9 protein-coding genes are annotated in these 19,620 nt (G+C 62.0%); 5 read left to right on the top strand and 4 right to left on the bottom strand.

Annotated features, from left to right (window positions below):
• Window positions 1–54 precede the first annotated feature (54 nt).
• From ACR0B5_RS16805 to ACR0B5_RS16820, 4 genes are read left to right on the top strand one after another with little or no spacing between them, the layout of a single operon-like run.
• On the top strand, window positions 55–1,062 hold the full coding sequence (locus ACR0B5_RS16805; protein ID WP_170379521.1) for an AAA family ATPase: 1,008 nt from the start codon (window positions 55–57) through the stop codon (window positions 1,060–1,062).
• Window positions 1,059–1,934, top strand: coding sequence for a DUF58 domain-containing protein (locus ACR0B5_RS16810; protein WP_480541985.1), 876 nt, complete (start codon window positions 1,059–1,061; stop codon window positions 1,932–1,934). The genes ACR0B5_RS16805 and ACR0B5_RS16810 overlap by 4 nt, the downstream gene beginning before the upstream one ends.
• Complete coding sequence (locus ACR0B5_RS16815) at window positions 1,931–4,693, top strand: DUF4159 domain-containing protein (RefSeq protein ID WP_480541987.1); 2,763 nt, start codon at window positions 1,931–1,933, stop codon at window positions 4,691–4,693. The genes ACR0B5_RS16810 and ACR0B5_RS16815 overlap by 4 nt, the downstream gene beginning before the upstream one ends.
• Complete coding sequence (locus ACR0B5_RS16820) at window positions 4,690–6,732, top strand: hypothetical protein (RefSeq protein ID WP_480541989.1); 2,043 nt, start codon at window positions 4,690–4,692, stop codon at window positions 6,730–6,732. The genes ACR0B5_RS16815 and ACR0B5_RS16820 overlap by 4 nt, the downstream gene beginning before the upstream one ends.
• A gap of 27 nt (window positions 6,733–6,759) precedes the next feature.
• Here the strand turns inward: ACR0B5_RS16820 and pbpC are convergent, their stop codons facing one another.
• Complete coding sequence (gene pbpC / locus ACR0B5_RS16825) at window positions 6,760–8,820, bottom strand: penicillin-binding protein 1C (protein WP_480541991.1); 2,061 nt, start codon at window positions 8,818–8,820, stop codon at window positions 6,760–6,762.
• The gene (locus ACR0B5_RS16830; RefSeq protein WP_480541993.1) at window positions 8,817–14,240 is read right to left on the bottom strand and encodes an alpha-2-macroglobulin family protein; all 5,424 of its coding nucleotides are present in this window, start codon (window positions 14,238–14,240) and stop codon (window positions 8,817–8,819) included. The genes pbpC and ACR0B5_RS16830 overlap by 4 nt, the downstream gene beginning before the upstream one ends.
• A gap of 116 nt (window positions 14,241–14,356) precedes the next feature.
• Here ACR0B5_RS16830 and ACR0B5_RS16835 point away from each other — a divergent pair, with 116 nt between their 5' ends.
• The gene (locus ACR0B5_RS16835; protein WP_480541995.1) at window positions 14,357–16,564 is read left to right on the top strand and encodes a response regulator; all 2,208 of its coding nucleotides are present in this window, start codon (window positions 14,357–14,359) and stop codon (window positions 16,562–16,564) included.
• 73 nt (window positions 16,565–16,637) lie between these two features.
• Here the strand turns inward: ACR0B5_RS16835 and yaaA are convergent, their stop codons facing one another.
• Together yaaA and recQ are read right to left on the bottom strand one after the other, a co-directional pair.
• The gene (yaaA, locus tag ACR0B5_RS16840) at window positions 16,638–17,408 is read right to left on the bottom strand and encodes a peroxide stress protein YaaA (RefSeq protein ID WP_480541997.1); all 771 of its coding nucleotides are present in this window, start codon (window positions 17,406–17,408) and stop codon (window positions 16,638–16,640) included.
• A 133-nt stretch (window positions 17,409–17,541) separates the two neighbouring features.
• Window positions 17,542–19,581, bottom strand: coding sequence for a DNA helicase RecQ (gene recQ, locus ACR0B5_RS16845; RefSeq protein ID WP_480541999.1), 2,040 nt, complete (start codon window positions 19,579–19,581; stop codon window positions 17,542–17,544).
• Window positions 19,582–19,620: the final 39 nt, after the last annotated feature.

Here is a 19,620-nt window from a genome sequence, read left to right on the forward strand (position 1 = left end):
ATTTCCTCTCAGCGCGATAGACTTCATCTATAATAGTCCACGGAAGGGAAAGTCATGTCCGAACCTGCCGACCTCGTGTCCGAGATCGAAGCGTTGGAAAACAAGCTGCAAGAGGCAAAATCCTCGATCACTCGCCGCTTCATCGGGCAGGAGAGGGTCGTGGACCTGACCCTGACGGCGCTGCTGTGCGGGGGGCATGCCCTGCTGATCGGTTTGCCGGGTCTGGGAAAAACCCGACTGGTTGAAACGCTGTCGACCGTGATGGGCCTGCATGGCAACCGTATTCAATTTACGCCCGACCTGATGCCCGCCGATATTCTGGGGTCCGAGGTTCTGGACACCGCCGATGATGGCAGCCGTCATTTCCGGTTTATTTCGGGGCCAATCTTCTGCGAGCTGCTGATGGCGGATGAGATCAACCGCGCCAGCCCTCGGACGCAGTCGGCCTTGCTGCAGGCGATGCAGGAGCGCACGGTGACCGTGGCGGGCGAAGACCGTGTATTGGGCACGCCGTTCCACGTGTTGGCAACGCAGAACCCGATTGAGCAAGAGGGCACCTATCCGCTGCCCGAAGCTCAGCTGGACCGTTTCCTTGTGCAGATCGACGTAGAGTACCCCGATCGTCAGACCGAGCGGGATATCCTGTTGGCCACCACTGGCGTGGCCGAGGACGAGGCGCATCAGATTTTCAGCAAGGAAGAGCTGTTGGCAGCTCAGGTCCTGTTGCGCCGGATGCCTGTCGGGGATTCCGTTGTGGAACTGATCCTCGATCTGGTCCGCGCGTTCCGTCCCGAGGAAGCGGGCGTCTCGGATCGCGTCGCTGAAACTGTTGCTTGGGGTCCCGGTCCGCGAGCGGCGCAGGCGCTTATGATGACTGTTCGGGCGCGTGCGATGCTGCAGGGGCGTCTGGCCCCGAATGCCGAGGACGTTCTGGATATGGCGCGCCCGGTTCTCAGCCACCGGATGGCTCTGAACTTTGCGGCACGTGCACGGGGCGACAGCTTGGCCGACCTGATCGATAGCACAGCGGCTGGCCTGATCCGCACTGAGGCTGCGGCGTGAATGCTGCGCTAACCCTTCGTCAACGCTCCGAGGCCGAGGCGTCCCGGCTGCCGCCCCTATTGGCACGCGCCGAGCACCTGGCAGGCACCGTTCTGTTGGGTGACCATGGTCGGCGACGATCCGGCATGGGGGACGACTTCTGGCAATATCGTCCCGCCCAGATCGGAGACAGCCGCCGGATGATCGACCATCGCCGATCAGCGCGCGGGGATCAGCAATTCGTGCGCGAACGCGAGTGGCAGATCGCGCAATCGGTCATGCTGTGGGTCGATCAGGGGGCCTCGATGCGCTTTTCGTCGGATAAGGGGCTGCCCTCCAAGGCGGATCGCGCCCGACTGTTGGGTCTGGCGACTGCGATCCTTCTGGTGCGCGGGGGCGAGCGTGTTGGCCTGACAGGTACAACCCTGCCGCCCCGACGCGGGAATGCGCAGATCATACGTTTGGCCGAGGCATGGTCCGAGGATTCCGAGGTCGACTACGCTCCGCCCGAACACCGCGCTATGATCCCTCATGCCCGTGCGGTGTTCATCTCGGATTTTCTTGGCCCGATGGATGAGGTGGAACTGGCCCTGACCAAAGCCGCTGATCGTGGTGTTCGGGGCGTTTTGTTACAAGTCCTCGATCCGGGGGAAGAGACGTTTCCCTTCGCGGGGCGAACGATTTTCGAAAGCGTCGGCGGCACCGTTCGGCATGAAACGCTAAAGGCCGGAGAACTGCGCGACCGGTATCTGGACCGCCTTGCCGCGCGCAAGGATGCGCTGACGCATCTGTGTCGCGCAACCGGCTGGCAGTTGGGTTTGCACCACACCGGTGACAGCGCGCAATCGGCTCTATTGTGGCTCTATCGTGCGCTGGACGGGGGTGTTCAATGACCGTTTTGGCGGGCATCGGTTTCACCGCGCCGTGGGCGTTGTTGGGTCTGTTGACCCTGCCGATCCTGTGGCTGATCCTGCGTGCGGTCCCACCTGCGCCGATCCGTCGGATGTTCCCGGCGGTCACACTGTTGCTCGGCCTTAAGGACGATGAAAGCGTATCGGACCGAACGCCTTGGTGGTTGCTCTTGCTGCGGATGCTGGCGGCAGCAGCGATCATCATCGGTTTGGCCGGTCCCGTGTTGAACCCGTCGCGCGATCAGACGGGCACCGGACCCCTGATGTTGGTGTTGGATGCAAGCTGGGCCGGGGCGACGCGCTGGTCGTCGACGTTGGACCAGATCGACGCGCAATTGACCGAAGCCGGACGCGCGGGCCGCCCCGTCTCGATCCTGCGGCTGACCGAGCCGGAACCGCCCGTGTTTCAGGCAGCCGAGGCGTGGCGCAACCGTTTGCCGGGCCTTGTTCCGAACCCGTGGCAGCCGACCGAAGAACAGATTGATCAGGTCATCGCCACGCTGGACCAGGTCGAAGGCGGGTTTGATACGCATTGGTTTAGCGACCGCTTGGGTTATGAAAAACACAATGAGTTAGTGTCTGAACTGCAGTCCCGAGGGCAAGTCACCGTCTACCGCTCAAACGCGGCAGCGTTGGCGCTTTTGCCTGCCGTTTATCAGGACGGCATCATTCAATTGACCGCATTGCGGGCCGAACCGGGCCCGGAGGAGAGCGTGACCGTTCTTGCGCAAGGCCGTGACCCGGCAGGTACGGCACGGGTACTGCAATCGGCCGAGATCACGTTCGAAGCTGGCGAGACCCAGGCCCAGATCGACCTCGCCCTGCCGTCTGAGCTGCGCGCCCGGATCACACGGTTTGAGCTGCAGGGCCAGCGCTCGGCCGGGGCGGTGACGCTGACCGATGACAGTCTGCGGCGTCGCGAAGTCGCGCTGATCGCCGGAACTCTTAACCGCGAGGGGTTGGAGCTGTTGTCGCCGCTCCACTACCTGACGCAGGTTCTGATCCCGACCGCCGATTTTGTTGAGGGCGGCTTGCCCGAGGTTCTACCTGCAAATCCTGATGTAATTGTGCTGTCGGACGTCGCCCAGATCTCGGGCCCGGAAGAGGTTGCTCTGATCGAGTGGGTTGAACAGGGCGGTCTGTTGCTACGATTTGCAGGACCCCGCATGGCGGCGAGCGATCTGGGGCGCGATGAAGAGGATACGCTACTGCCCGTTCGCTTGCGCAGCGGCGGTCGCACCGTTGGCGGCGCAATGAGCTGGGGGGAATCCAAGACACTGGCACCCTTCCCTGAGGACTCGCCTTTCTACGGGTTGCAGATACCGAATGACGTGACCGTTTCCACTCAGGTTATGGCGCAACCAGACCCTAACTTGGCCGATCGCGTGATTGCGTCGCTGTCAGACGGCACCCCTCTGGTCACCCGCAAGGCGCTGGGCTTGGGGCAGGTTGTCCTGTTCCATGTGACTGCCGACGCGGAGTGGTCCAGCCTGCCGCTGTCTGGCCTTTTCGTGGAAATGCTGGACCGTCTGGCCGTCGCCTCGGCCGCGAAATCGCGTCAGGTCGCGCAATTGGAGGGCACCACGTGGGAGCCGGTCCAGATCATGGATGGGTTCGGCGCGTTGTCCGATGCCGGTACGCTGGCCGGTGTAGATGGTGTTGAACTGGTTTCAGGGCAGATCGGGCCCAACCTTCGCCCCGGCCTCTATGAAAGTGGGAAGCAAAAGCTGGCGCGGAACGTTTTGTCCGAGGAGACGACGCTCGGCCCCGTTGTCTGGCCAGCAGATGTGCCGATCCGTGGGCAGGAGGCCTCAACCGAGACGCCCTTGGGAGGAATACTTCTGAGCCTCGCATTGATCCTATTGACCGTGGACGTAATCGCGTCTCTGGCCTTGTCGGGCCGATTGAGTCTGGCCAAGGCGGCAGCGGTTGCTATCGGGGCCGTGTTGCTCGTGCCCGAGGCGCAGGCGCAGTCGCCCGATGAGACCGACTTTGCCCTCGCCGCGACACATGAACTGGTTTTGGCGCATGTACTGACGGGCGACGGTCAGGTGGACGACATCGCGCAAGCCGGGTTGCGAGGATTGGCTCAGACGTTGAACTACCGCACCTCGGTCGAACCCGCGGCGCCGATTGGCGTTGATCTGGAGCGGGATGAGCTGGCCTTTTTCCCGCTGCTCTACTGGCCCATCACGCAGGATCAGCCGCGCCCCTCGGATGAGGCCTATGCCAAGCTGAATGCCTATCTGCGCTCGGGCGGTATGATCCTGTTTGATACGCGCGATGCGGATATCGCGGGTTTCGGCGCCTCCAGCCCCAATGGGCGCAAGCTGCAGCAACTGGCGGCGCCGCTGAATATCCCCGCGCTAGAGCCGATTCCAAACGATCACGTCCTGACACGAACCTTCTATCTTCTGCAGGATTTCCCTGGCCGCTACGCCGGAACCGATGTCTGGGTCGAGGCCGCTCCGCTGGATGCCGAGCAGATCGAAGGGATGCCTTTCCGCAACCTCAACGACAATGTGACGCCGGTGGTGATCGGCGGCAATGACTGGGCCGGGGCCTGGGCGGTAGATCGCAACGGGCAAGCCCTGCTGCCGGTCGGGCGCGGCTATGCGGGGGAACGTCAGCGCGAGCTGGCCAATCGCTTTGGGGTCAATCTGGTGATGCATGTGCTGACCGGGAACTACAAATCCGATCAGGTCCATGTGCCTGCTCTGCTGGACAGGTTGGGACAATGACCGGAACCGTTATATTTGATCCGCTGATCCCTTGGCCAATACTACTTGCGGTCGCCTCGATCGCCGTTGCAGGCGTGGTCTTGGCGGTCTGGCGTGGGTTGTCCGGATGGGCTTTGCGTGGGTTGGCCGTTTTGGTGGTGATCGCAGCACTTGCCGGTCCGGTCTACCAGGTCGAAGACCGCGCGCCGCTGACAGATATCGTTCTGATGATCGAGGATGAAAGCGCCAGCCAGACGCTCTCGGACAGGGCCGACCAAACCGCCCAAGCGGCTGAGGCCTTGGCGGCCGAGATCGAGTCGCGTGACAATACCGAGCTGCGCCGCATCCGCGTGGGCGACGGCGATGGCGACGAAGGCACGCAAGTGATGGCCGCGGTGAATGCGGCCCTGGCCGAGGAGCCGCGTGCGCGGGTGGCCGGTATCCTCGTGGTCTCGGACGGGATCGTACATGACGTTGATCAAGCACCTGACCTGCCCGCGCCATTGCACCTATTGCAGACCGGGCGTGAGAGCGACTGGGACCGCAGGCTCATCGTCCGCAACGCGCCTGCCTTTGCCATCATCGGTGAACCCGTAACCCTGACTCTGCGCGTTGAAGACAGCGGCGCGGCTCCGGGCGGGGCCACCAGCGCGCCGCTTGAGATCTCGGTTGACGGGGGCGAGCCGGAGGAATTCCGTATACCCATTGGCGTGGATGTCGAACTGCCGATTTCTCTGCCGCATGGTGGGCGGAACGTCATCCAATTCACGGTCCCGGAGGCCGATGGTGAGCTGACCGATCGCAACAATACCGCATTGATCCAGATGAACGGCGTGCGCGACCGCCTGCGCGTCCTGCTGGTGTCGGGCGAGCCGCATCCCGGCGGGCGCACCTGGCGCAACCTGCTGAAATCCGACAGCTCGGTCGATTTGGTACATTTCACCATTCTACGTCCGCCTGAGAAGCAAGACGGTGTCCCGGTGGATGAACTGTCTCTGATCGCCTTCCCCACGCGCGAGCTGTTTCTGGAAAAGATAAATGATTTCGACCTGATCATCTTTGATCGCTACAAACGCCGGGGCATCCTGCCTGCGATCTATCTGGATAACGTGGCCGACTATATTGACAACGGAGGCGCTGTGCTGATTGCCGCTGGCCCCGATTTCGCCACCGCAGATAGCATCTTCCGCTCGCCCCTCGCGGGCAGTCTTCCGGCGCAACCGACGGCACGGGTGATCGAGGAGCGCTACGTTCCCATGGTCAGTGATCTGGGGCATCGGCACCCTGTGACTACCAATCTGGGCGATTCCGAGGATTGGGGTGCATGGCTGCGCCAGATCGATGTGAATGAGCGCTCGGGCCAGGTGCTGATGACCGGCCTTGAGGACCGGCCGCTGTTGGTATTGGACCGGGTCGGTGAGGGACGGGTGGCCCTGTTGGCGTCAGACCACGCCTGGCTGTGGAGCCGTGGTTTTGAAGGCGGCGGGCCTCAGCTGGAATTGTTGCGACGTCTCGCACATTGGATGATGAAAGAGCCCGAGCTTGAAGAAGAGGCGCTCTGGGCTGAGGCCAACGGCCAGTCGATGCGGATCATTCGCCAGACCCTCGAGGAAGAGGTCGGACCGGTCACGATCACCCGGCCCAATGGCGAAACGCTTGAGATCATCCTTGAAGAGGTTTCGCCCGGACGGTTCGAGGCGCAGTATTTCGGGCCCGAGATTGGCCTTTATCGCCTGCAGGAAGGCGATTTGATGGCGGTAATCGGCCTCGGCCCCGCGGCCCCGAAAGAGTTCGAGCGTACGATCGCAACAGGGGACGTGCTGGAACCCGCGATCGCCGCCATGCGCGGTGGAGTGATCCGTCTGGAAGAGGGCTTGCCCTCAATCCGAAACGTCCGCGCTGGGCGTCCGGCGGCGGGGCGTGGCTGGATCGGTCTGACCCCGCGTGAGGCTTATGAGACGCGGGACGTTACGCAAGCCGGACTGCTGCCGCCGTGGCTGGTACTGCTGCTGGCTGGTGGCTTCCTGTTGGGTGGCTGGCTTCGCGAAGGCCGTCGCTAGATCGAGTCGGGTCAAACCCGAAACGCCTTAATCGATCCGAACCGACACCCGATCCGACGCGCCATGGGCGTCCACCACCACGAGAGCGGAATACCCGCGACCCGGGTTCGGAATTTCGAACTCGCGATTCCGTTGCCCGGTCAAAACCGGAACGCCATCCGCAAGAAGCGAAAACGGTCCAACCCCGCCACGTAGTTTGACGGTCACTGGGCCTCCATCCGTCTCTAACACAGAGTTATTGGGCGGAAAGATCAGGTCCGGAGCGCTTGGATCATCGTCGAATGCTGCCCCTCGCGGCTGAAAGCGTTGCAAGGGTTGAGGCAGTTCTGCGGCCCCCACGATCAAGGTCGATGGAGGCGGTGGGCGCAATGGCGTGGCAGTCGGTTTCAGGTGACCGAAGGCTTCAAACAGCAGGGGGGCCGCCAGCTCTCCGCCGAAGGCACCGGGGACTGGAGTGCCATCCGCGCGCCCCAGCCAGACGCCGATGACGTGCTGGCCGTCATAGCCGATCGCCCAGGCGTCCCGGTGCCCGTAAGACGTGCCGGTTTTGTACGCCAAGCCAAATGCGGCAGCCCCCGGTGGGGGCGACAGACCGGACAGGATATCACTCACCTGCCATGCCGCGACATCTGACAGAACCCGAGGCGTCTCAGTGCGATCCGCCAAGGCCTCATGGCGCAACCATGGCCCCTGCCCACCTGCGGCCAGCGTGGCGTAGAGTTGCACCAGATCGTGCAGGCTTAGGCCTACGCCCCCCAGTGAAATAGCAAGGCCTGGGGTGCCTCCGTTCAGTTGCGGGTGGGCTCCGGCCTGTTTTAGGGCGGCCATCACGCGCGCAGGCCCAAGCTCATCCGTCAGGCGTACAACCGGGATGTTGAGCGACAATTGCAGCGCGTCCCGAACCCGCACATCGCCACGATAGGCGCCATCAAAATTGCGCGGCGCGTAGCGGCCAAACATAACCGGGCTGTCGCTGATCAAAGTTTCGGGATGGGCCAGCCCCTGATCGAAGGCCAACCCATAGACCAGAGGTTTCAGCGTCGACCCCGGCGAGCGCAGCGCCCGCGTCATATCCACGAACCCTTGCCGCGCCCCCGCGTAGCCCGAAGAACCGACCGACGCCAGAATCTCTCCACTGCGGTGATCTGCTACGATCAGCGCCCCCGAAATACGCGGCCCCGCTCGCGCCGTCGCCTGCGCCACAAGTGGCTCCAGCCTTTTCTGCAGCCCGGCATCCAGTGTCAGGTCCAAAGCCTCAGCTTCCGGGTTTTCACGCCGCGCTCGGTCTGTCAGGTGAGGGGCCAAGCGGGGAAATGCGCGCATCTGATCCGGGATGTTTTCGGTCAGCGCGCTGTGCGTCTCGGACGCGGTCAGAACTCCGTAAGACTGCATCCGCTTCAGAACCCGATCTCGCGCGTCTCGGGCGGCCAAAGGGGCACGGTCCGGGCGCCGGACCTCGGGCGACTGCGGAAGGGCAATCAGTAGGGCCGCCTGCGCTGGGGTTAGCCGCGCCGGGTCTTTTCCAAACCATGCACGGCTGCCTGCGCGAAGACCTTCCAGATTGCCGCCATAGGGGGCGTGGGTCAGGTAGAGGTTTAGGATCTGCTGTTTGCTCAGACGCCGTTCCAGCGCCAATGAGACCCTAACTTGGCGAATTTTGCCGCTCCAGCGCCCAGTTGAGCCATCCTCGATCAGCCGCGCGACCTGCATGGTCAGGGTTGATCCCCCCGAAACAGTTCGCCCATTCCATAGGGCTTGCCCGGCAGCGCGGAGGAACGCGAGAGCGTCGACACCGGAATGTGACCAGAACCGTTTGTCCTCATACCGCACCAGCATTTCGATGAACGCCGGGTCCACCGAGCCGGGGCGCATCCGCCAGATGCCATCTTCGACCGGGAAAGCCCGCAAAAGGGCTCCGTCTCGGTCCCTGACTTCGACCGAAGTTTCGGCCAGAACAGGTGGCAGGACGGTCGCGTCTACCCACGCATCCAACCGGTCCCGCGCAAAGGCGGTCAGGTAGAACGCAAAGGCCAGCGCCAGCAGCAGCGGGGCGAACCCCTTGCTGCGATATGGAGGGTGCGGGATCACCGCACCTCAACCCGCCCGGTTTCTGTCCGCGCGCGGTTTTGCGGGCGATACATATCCTCGACCGAGGCGGCTGGGTGGTGGAACGCACCCTGCGTGACGGCGCGGGCTACATAGGCCAGCGTCACCGTCTCGCCCCCGGACAGATCGACCGCCGCCAGAAAGCGGTCTGAGCGGAACTCGGTATGTGTCGCGTCGGACAGGTCCAGCCAATCCAACGCGCGTACATCGCCTGATCGCAACAGGTTGGGGTTGTCGATCTCAATCCCCGCGGCCAGAGGGTCATCGATCATCAACCGCGCGCCGCCGCTCTCGAACGGTGTGACGGTTAGAACGGTAACGAAGCGGTCACCGACGGTGAAGGTAGACGGGTCCAGAGGGTCGCCTTCAAGCGAGTAATAGGCTCTGTTTATGGCGTATCCGGTGCCTCCGGCTTCGGGCGGAGTGGTTGGGATGCCCGTCACTGTCAGCGTGATATCGGTTGGGTTGGCTGCGGTGGCCGAGATGTTCAGGTCATCGGTAAACCCTGCATCACGCACCTGAACGAAGGGACCCGAGACCGGCGTGCCGTTCACCATCAACCCCGAGTCGGATGGGTCTGATACAAGCGCATGCGCGGCCAGCAGGGACCATGAAGCCTCCTGCGTCGACAAATGCGCGCGGCCTGAGGTGACACGCTGGACAAGCGCGTCGCGATCCACTGCCTGACTGCCCGCATCGACCGCAAGGGTCAGAAGACCGGCGGCATCCCGCAGATCTGTGCCGTAGTCGACCCGCCACAGGTAGCGCTCCTGCGCGGGTCGGCGCTGTAGCAGCTGGGCCGCACGGGCGAACATGGCATCGGCGCGGGTCTGATCTCCGTAGGATGCCAGGGCCGCCCCAAGTTGCGCGGCGGCCAGAGGGGTGTCGAAAGCGTCCCCCTTGGTATCCGCGTAATAGCGCAGATCGCCCATCGAGGCTGCGCCTTCGCGCGCCAGCACCATCAGAGCATAGGCAATATCTTCACCGCCTTCGTCAAAATCCGGGGCATAGTTTACGCGGTTGCGCAGGTTATCCATGGCCTGCGCAAAGGCGCGGTCCGACACCGGGTGGCCTAGCGCTCGGGCGCGCGAGAGGAAGTCGGTGACATAGGCATCCAACCAGAAATCCCCGCTTTCTGCACGCCAGAGGCCGAACGCTCCGTTCGGGGCCTGCCGGGTCAGGATACTGCGGATCGAGTCGCCGATGCGTTGATCCACAATTGGCCCGTCACCCAGCCCCGACGCTTGCGCCACGGACGACAGGTACAGCAGCGGCAGAGCCTTGCTGGTGATTTGCTCGGTGCAGCCATATGGGTAGCGATTCAACTGATCCAGAAGGGCGGGCGTGTCGAACTTTGCCAAAGCTCCCGCGGATAAGATCGCCTTTGCGGTGCCGGGCTGGAAGCCATCGAACACGTCCTGGGTGAACAGGAAATTGTCGCCCGTACCCAGCGAAAACCGCCGTGTTTGAGCCACAATAGGGTCGTTTGCGCGTATTGGCATCCGGAGGGTTTGCGACAAGTCACGGCCATCCGGCGTCGTGATCGCCACGCTGATTTCCGGGTCTCCAACGGCAAGCGCGCGAAGCTGGATTTCGAACACCGCTTTGCCGCCATCCTCCAGAACAAAGCTGGTGGGCGCTGTTCCCAACTCCAACCCGGATGCGGTGGTCAGCCCCAGTCCCATCTCACCTGATGGACCGTCGGCATGGACGATCTCAAGCAACATCCGGCTTTGGTCGCCAGGGGCCAGAAAACGGGGAAGGCTGGCTGTGGCGACCACGGGGTCGCGCACGATCATCTCGGCCTCGGCCTGTCCAACGGCTGCCGCCGACCAGGCGACCGCCATCAGACGCACGGTTCCGTTGAAGGCGGGCAGAGGGATGTCGACCTCGACCTCTCCGTTTGCGTCCACCTGAACCGGGCCGCTGAAAACGGCCATCAGGTCTTGGGTCGGCGGAGGAGATTGCCTCTGCATTCCCGAATTGTCTCCGCCGGAACGGATTGTGCCCATCGCGCCGTTCATGCCGTCGATCAGTCGGCCATAGACATCACGCAGGTCCATACCCAGACGGCGCTGGCCGAAATAGTACGCCTGAGGATCCGGACTTTCGAAACCGGTCAGGTTGAGAATACCCACGTCCACGGCGGCCAGGGTCAGCCAAACAGGCTCACCTTCGGGCGCATTCTCGACCCTAACAAGGGCTTTCTGTGTCGATCTGGGAGAGGTCACCTGCGGCACGTCAATGCTCACATCCAACAGACGCCCGACAGGTTCAACCGTTGCATGGGCCACACCCATTGCCCGAGCCGGGTTCTGACCGGCGGCAATATCCATGGGCCGGATCACGGTGGCGGTGACATAGGCTCCGGCGCCCCAATCCTCGGTCACGTCGATCGGGATCACGGTTTCGCCCTCTGGCACGTCGACCATCTGGCGGTGGATCAGACGGTTCGAGAGGACCTCGATCTGCGCCACGCCCGCCATGCGCGGCACGATCCGCAGTTGCGCCGTCTCACCCGGGCGATAGCTGTCGCGGTCCAGCGACATCTCCAGCCGGTCGGGCGAGGTTGAGGCGTCTGCCGCCTGATACCAGCCCGCGCTGAATTCCACGGCGGTTTCCGCGTATGTGCCATCGAGGCGTTCGACGACCAGTTCATACTGTCCCCAGTCGACCGGTTGCGACAGGTTCAGCGGCTCTGCGCCTGTCTCAACCTCACCGGCGGCAATTCGGGTACGGCGCGTGGTCGGCTCCCAATTCCAATCGCCGTAGAGCTGATACCATTGATAGCGGGTTTCCAGCCTGTTCAACGTCCAGCGCAGGCGCATGGGTTCAATGATCAAGTCCGAAGACAGGCCGATGATTTGGAACGCGGCCTCGGTGCCTTCGGGGATCACATCCTCGACCAAGGGCCGGATACCGATCATCGCCTTTGCGGATCGGACAGGAGCCGTCAGGCGGCGTTCGACAGGGCGGCCTGATCCGTCCGTCAGTCGGGCGATAACTTCGGCTTCAAGAGGTTTGCCATTCGTCTCTAACTCGGGGATTTCGATGGCAATCGAGGCCTGTCCAGAAGCATCCGTCCGCGCATCGCCAAAATATGTGCTTTTCGTTGAAGTCTCGGCGTCGTAGCGCCCAAAGCGATAGGTTTCAAAGCCTGGAACGGCGTCACTTGGGCGGGCGATGACCTGACCATCAATGCTCAGGTCTGACCCCGGCGCGCCAAAAAGGTAGCGCGCGTCGATCTGCAAGGGCGGCGTATCGCCGGGGCGCAGAGGGGCGTCTGGCAGGCTGAGGTCAAAGTCGATGCGCTCGGGCAGGAAATCCTCCACCAGCACGGTTTGACGGGCCAGAGCGTCGGCCTTGGGGTCGGCCTTGATCTCGATCTTCCACGTTCCGCGCGGCACATCCGGGGCGACGGGCAGGCTGAAGACATGGCCGCCCGCAACACCGCCATCCGAGACCGCGCGGCGATATTCCACCCCATCGGGGCGATAGAGAACGGCGGTCAGGGGTAGACCTTCGATGGCCTGAGCTGTGTTGTCGCGGGATAGAGCTGTGATGTGAATGACCTCTCCGGCGCGATAGGCGCCTCGGTCGGTGGTCAGGAATACATCCACAGGACCCGCTGGCGCACGCCCTTCGACCCCGCGATCCGAGAGGTCAAAGGCGGGGTCGTTCAGAGAGAGGAAGCTGAGATCGGAATCCCCGTCCGCCACCATCACCAAAGCAGGTGCGCTTGCCCCCTTGCCGCGGGTCAGGCCCGCTTCGAACTGCGCATAGCCGCTGGCATCTGTCTGCGCCTTGGCAATCACCGCGTTGGCGTTTGAAACCAGCGAGACCTCGATCCCCTCTCGAGGGGTTGCGTCGTGCAGACCGCGTACGGTGACATGCAGCCCGTCGGTGCCAAGGGCCGTGCTGATCCCCAGATCGGTCAGCACAAACCACTGAGTTGCGCCTGGATCATCATAGGGATCTGCACCGGGGACGCGCGCAGTCAGGGCGTAGATCCCAGCGGGTTGATCGGCAATCGCCTCCGCCATGGGCAGGCGGGCGGTCATGCTCTGGTTCAATTCGTTTGCGATCTCGGCGGTACCGATCCATACATCCTCGGCAATCTCGTCCGAGAATTCACGTTCCTGCCACTCGCTGAGGGGGCGGCCAAAGAAATCCTGCTGGACGGCCCTGATCAGGTTGCGGTCGCTGACGCGTCGCAAGGTCAGCTCCAGAGAGCCGGTATTGACCGTCTCAACCGGCAAGGCCGCATCTGCCGATTTCGGTAGCACATAGCTGCGCCCCGGAAACCGGACCGACGGAGCACGATCACGCACGTAGTGCGTCAGCTCGACAGTACGATTCAGGGCCTCACCCGAGGCCGCCGGAAGCCCTTCGCGCAGGGAAAAGCGATAGCGTTGACCATGCGCAACGCCGTCCAGGCAAATGCTTTTGCCATTGACCTGAACTACCAGCCCATCGTCACTGCGTTGCACAAACGGGTCGTAATCGACCCCCGCCTTGACCAAGGGTTCCGAGAACTCAACGCAGATACGCGGCGCAGCGGCGTTGCTTTCCACCGTGCTGTCGATGATGCGGAAGCCGTATTTTCCGATGGCATCATCCAAAGCCGCCAAGACATCCTCACGCGGTTGGACCTGTTCGGCCAGCCGCAGTGCCGACACCATGTCTCGCCCGCGTTCGACCGCTTCCAGCGCGTCCGACATCACTATCAGCGCCGCGATTTGCGCCCCCGGTGTGTCCGCGCGCAGATATCCGTTGATGGCGGCGTTCAACGCGCGAGTGCGGAATTCCTGCTGCTCCTGATATCCATTCGGGTTCAGGCGCAGCAGCAGCCGGGCGTATTCAACCCATAGGTCGGACGCATCGCTGAGGGTCACGGCCGCCCCAGTCCACAACATTGCAAGCCGGTCTGTATCTGCGTTCCGTGCTGACTCCAGCAAAGTCTGCAGGTCACGCCCTCCGGCAGAGTGACGAAACCCAAGATCGCGGGCCTGTTGAAACGCTTCGTTCAGGTCTTTCTGGCCTAGGAATGTGAGGGCCTCATTGCGCGTTTTCCCCAATATTAGGGTCCGTTCTGACGTGAGTACTTTCTGTGCCGACACCGCGCCCTGATATGGCTCCTGCCGGTTCACACCGCTTTTAGGAAAACAGGCATCTGACCGAGTGTTGTAAGTGAAAGCCGTGCAGCTTTGATTGGCCGAACACGCGCGAATGCAGGACTTCAGATCCGTATCGAAAAGCGCATCAAGATCCGAGCCGTAAAAGTCCGCATCTCGGGTCGTGATATAGCGGAACTCGGGCACGGCTGTCTGGGCCAGAGCACCCAGGGTCAGGGCGAAAGATGAAATGATGTAAGTTATTGAAAAAAATACAAAGTGGTGCATTGTGACCTCCGGTTTGAAGTCAATTTGACACGTGCGGTGCCCCTCAGGCAACGGCTTAAACACTTTTTCACCGATTGCCCGGATGCTGACGGCTGAACAAACCGGAATCACGCATCATGAGCCTTGCACAAAAACTGGCACAGGAACGGCGCGCGCGCCTGGCGGCGGAACGGATGTTGGCGCTGAAACAGGCCGAGCTGTCCTCGGCCAACCGCAAACTGGGCCGCCACGCGATGGCGTTGACCAAACGCATCGGCGAAACCCAGGCTGAGGTTGAAACCGTCCGGGATGAGAATGAAAAGGTCAAATCCGACCTGACCGAGGCCCATGCCAAGGTCGAAGTGGCCGAGCGTCGCCTGTGGCATTCGATCCAGACCATTCAGGACGGCTTTGCCTTTTTCGACGGTGACAGCTGTCTGATTGGGGCCAATACTGCCTATCTCAGCGTGTTCGAAGGTCTGGATGAGGTCGCGCCGGGTATCCCTTACACGCGCATTCTCGAACTTCTGACCAACGAAGGCATCGTCGACACTGGCGCGGAAAAGGCCGGGGACTGGCAGGCCCGCATGCAAAGACGCTGGGCACGGGCCAATCCGCCACCCGAAGTGATCCAACTGTGGAATGGTCAATACATCCGCCTGATCGACCAGCGTGGCAGCGGCGGAGATGTGGTCAGTCTTGCCCTGAACATTACCGCATCGGTCCGGCATGAGGCCGAATTGCAGGCCGCACGCGACCGGGCCGAGGGCGCAAACCGCGCCAAATCGGCCTTTCTCGCGAATATGAGCCATGAAATCCGGACGCCCATGAACGGCATCGTCGGCATGACAGAGCTTTTGTCAGAAACGCCGATGGACGAAGAGCAGCGCCTCTATGTCAATACGATCCGTAACTCGGGCGAGGCCCTTCTGGTCATCATCAACGATGTGCTGGACTATTCCAAAATCGAAGCGGACAAGCTGATCCTGCACCCCGAGCAGTTTGACCTTGAACGCTGCATCCTTGAGGTTGCGATGCTGCTGCAGCCCAGCGTGCGCGACAAGGGCCTGACCCTGCTGGTGGACTATGACCTCTTCCTGCCGACTCTGTTCGTGGGGGATCCGGGCCGTGTGCGGCAGGTTTTGACCAATCTTGTGGGCAATGCTGTCAAGTTCACCAGCGAGGGGCATGTGCTGATCCGGGTAACCGGCGTACCCCATCCGGACCGGCAGGATTGCGACGTCCACATCGCCATCGAAGACACCGGCATCGGGATTGAGGATGACAAGATCACCCATATCTTTGTTGAGTTCAATCAGGTCGAAGATGAGCGCAATCGCCAATTCGAAGGGACAGGGCTAGGCCTCGCGATCACCAAACGCCTGATCACCATGATGGGGGGCAATGTCTGGGTCGAAAGCGAAGTTGGGCAAGGTTCGTGCTTTGGCTTCCGGGTGTCTCTGCCCACCGCCGAGGGGCCGCAACCCTCTCCGCCTGACCCGCAAGGGTGCCTGAAACACGTGATGCTGGTCGAGGATATGGCCGCCAACCGGGCCATCCTCGCCAAGCAACTGGGGCGCCTTGGGGCAAAGGTCACGGTCTGCGCTTCCGGAGGCGAAGCGCTGTCGAAACTAGACCCCTCGATTGATCTGTTGCTATGCGATCATGACCTGCCCGACATGGACGGGATGGAGCTTGCGACCATCCTGCACGACCGCGGCTGGACTGAATTGCCAGTGGTCATCATGTCCACCAATCCGGGCGTCATTCACGCCAGCCCCGCGCGGCATTTGATCGAAGGCGTCTTGCAAAAGCCTATCCCCCGTTCCGAGCTTTACAGTCGACTGATCGCTTTGGGGGATCCCGTATCTCAGCCAGATACCTCGCCTCAACCTACGCCTGAGACCCACCCAATCGGGAACCGCGTGATGCGCGTTCTGGCGGCTGAGGACAACCGGACCAACCAGTTGATCCTGAAGAAAATGGTCAAGGATCTGAACATCGACATGCGTTTCGCCGGCAACGGGCAAGAGGCAGTCGACCTCTATCAGGAGTTTTCACCCGATTTGATCTTCATGGACATTTCGATGCCCCGGATGGATGGCAAACAAGCCACTGCCGAAATCCGCCGCCGCGAGGTTGAAACCGGTCGTCACGTGCCGATCGTCGCCCTGACGGCGCATGCCATGGCGGGGGATGATCAAGGTATTCTAGAGGCTGGTCTGGATCATTACCTGACCAAGCCGTTGCACAAGACCCTCATCCAGCAAATGATCTTGGACCATTGCCCCGAGGACGCCAAACCTATCACGCCTGGAGGCAGTGATCAGGTACAAGAACCTTGAAAAGGGATCCCACCTTCATCTGGCCAAAAATATCTCGGGGAGCGCGAGGGGCTGGCCCCTCGCTTCCTGCCCTCTATGCTGCGTAAGGGCGTACGAAAACGGGCTTGTCGTCCTCGGACAGATCGGGGCGGTATTCATAGCCGCCGCTGTCAAAATCCAGCAACCCGGCCGAACCTGTCAGGCGATGCTGAATAATGTACCGTGCCATCGCACCGCGCGCTTTCTTTGCAAAGAAACTGACGATTTTGGGCGTACCACCTTTGTCTTCCATGAAGACCGGAGTGATGACTTTCAGGTTCAACGCCTTCAGGTCGACCGCCCCGAAATACTCCTGACTGGCGCAGTTAACCAGGACCTCGCTGCCAACCTCAGCCCCTTGCGCATTCAGTGCTTTGCTAAGCTGATCGCGCCAGTATTCATACAGGTTCTTGCCGCGTCGAGTTTTCAGTTTACTGCCCATTTCCAACCGATAGGGCTGAATCGCGTCCAGAGGGCGTAGTACGCCGTAAAGGCCGGACAAGATTCGCAGGTGGTCCTGCGCCCATGCCATCTCATCAGCGTCCAGTGAGGCCGCCTCTAGCCCCTGATAGGTGTCACCGGCAAAGGCCAGTGCGGCGGGGCGGGTCGCCTCAAGCTCGGGCGCGTCGGCGAAAGCGCGATAGCGGTCGCGGTTCAGCCGGGCCAGATCATCGCTGAGGTCCATCAGATTCTTGAGGTCGCCCAGTGTCAGGTTGCGCGCGGTCTTGGACAGACGGATCGCATCGTCCTGAAAGTCGGGCTGCGTGGCCTCAACATCCCGCTCTGCCCAGTCCAGCCGCTTGGCCGGGGAAATCACTACCAGCATATCCGCCCTCGTTCCTTGCCTGTCCTGCGGTATCTAGGTCGATTTACGTTTCACCAAAAGAGATTTTGTCAAAAGGCAAGGTCGACCGCTGGGAGAGGCCGTGTCTTTTGACGCCTTTGAAACGTGAACTGACCTATCCCGCTTGCCGCAGCACGTCCAGAAAGGCTGCACCGAACCTTTCGTGACGACGATCGCCCAAAACCTGTTCGACCCCGCGTGAGTCATCCGGTCGCAACTGCGCCACCTTCGCCAGTTGCGAGGCCGTGCAACTGAGCGGCTTGTCGATCCCATCTGGCCCGCGGGACAATTGCGACTGCACCTCAAGCAGGCGGTCGTAAATCTCGCCCTGCTCGCGACCGGCCAGCTTGCGGCGGGCGGGGTGGACAGCTTCTACGGCCCCGGCGATGACCTCAAGGAAAGTGTCGCCATAGCGTTCAAGCTTTTTGGCCCCGACCCCTCCGATGCGGGCCATGTCGTCCAGTGTTTGCGGGCGTTTCTCGGCCATTTCGATCAAGGTGCGGTCGGGGAAGATGACATAGGCAGGTACACGCGCGGCTTCGGCCAAAGCGCGGCGCTTGGCCTTGAGGGCAGAGAGCAGCGGAGCGTCTTCCTCGGCCACCATCGCCTTGACTGCCGGGCGGCGCGCGGCTTTGCGGATCGTATCCTTGCGCAGGTTGATCTGCGCCTCACCCTTCAGGATCGGCTTGGCAGCCTCGGTCATGCGCAAGGCACCGTGGCGTTCGGGGTCGGGGCGGACCAGATCATGGCCCATCATTTGCCGAAAGATCGCCTGCCATTGCGGGCGCGACCAGTCCTTACCGATGCCCCAGGTCGACAGCGTATCGTGACGACGCGCGCGGATCTTGTCGGTTTCATTGGCCAGCAGAATGTCGATCAGATGGCCGCTGCCAAACCATTCCTCGGTCCGCAGGATCGCTGACAGCGCCATGCGGACGGGGGTTGTGCCATCAAAAACCTCGGGTGGGGTGTCGCAGAGATCGCATTTCCCGCAGGGTTCGGCCGTTTCTCCGAAATAGCCCAGCAGAGTCTGACGACGGCACACCAGCGCCTCGGCCAGACCCAGCAGAGCGTTCAAGCGCGCGTGATCAGCCATGCGCCGTTCAGGCGGGGCCAGGCCCTCATCCACCTGCGACCGACGCAAGCGAATGTCATCAGGGCCAAACAGTGTCAGGGTTTCAGCCGGGCCTCCGTCACGCCCGGCACGGCCGATCTCTTGGTAATAGGCCTCGATGGATTTCGGCAGGTCCGCATGGGCGACCCAGCGGATATCGGGTTTGTCGATACCCATCCCGAAGGCCACGGTGGCGACGACGATCAGCCCGTCCTCGCGGGCAAACCGCGTTTCGACGATGCGCCGGTCCTCGGGGTCCATGCCGCCGTGATAGTGACAGGCTGAATGTCCTTCGTCGCGCAGAGCCTTGGCCAGAACTTCGGTCTTGTTGCGGGTGCCACAATAGACGATGCCGGATTGGGTTTTACGCGCGGCGGCGAAATCGAGGATCTGCTTGCGCGGACCATCTTTGGCGGCAAAGGCCAGATGGATGTTGGGCCGATCAAAGCCGCGCAGGAATTTGCGCGGGGTTGTGCCGTCGAACAGTTTCTCGACGATCTCATCTTGCGTTTCGGCATCCGCCGTGGCGGTGAACGCTGCCAGAGGCACGTTCAGAGCGCGCCGCAGTTCTCCGATCCGCAGATAGTCGGGTCGGAAATCATGGCCCCATTGGCTGACGCAATGCGCCTCGTCCACAGCGATCAGGCTGACATTGATCCGGCGCAACATGCCCAGCGCGGATCCGGCCGCCAGACGCTCGGGCGCCATGTAGAGGAGTTTGAGCCGTCCGGACTCCAACGCCTCCCACACCGCGTCGGTTTCTTCGGGTGTATTGCCCGAGGTCAACGCGCCGGCTTCAACCCCGGCCTCTTGCAGGCCTCGGACCTGATCGCGCATCAAAGCGATCAAAGGGGAGATCACTACCGTCACACCATCGCGCAGCAACGCAGGCAATTGAAAACACAGGGATTTACCGCCGCCCGTTGGCATGATTGCCAATACGTTTTCACCTGCAGTTACAGCATCGACGATCTCTTCCTGACCGGGACGGAAGTCGTCGAATCCAAAGACATCTCGCAGCAGGGGTGCGGCGTCGAACATGTGCGGGGTTGCCCTGTTTTAAGGTTTATCTGCTCTTAA

This window comes from Ruegeria sp. AG1, from assembly GCF_056541705.1.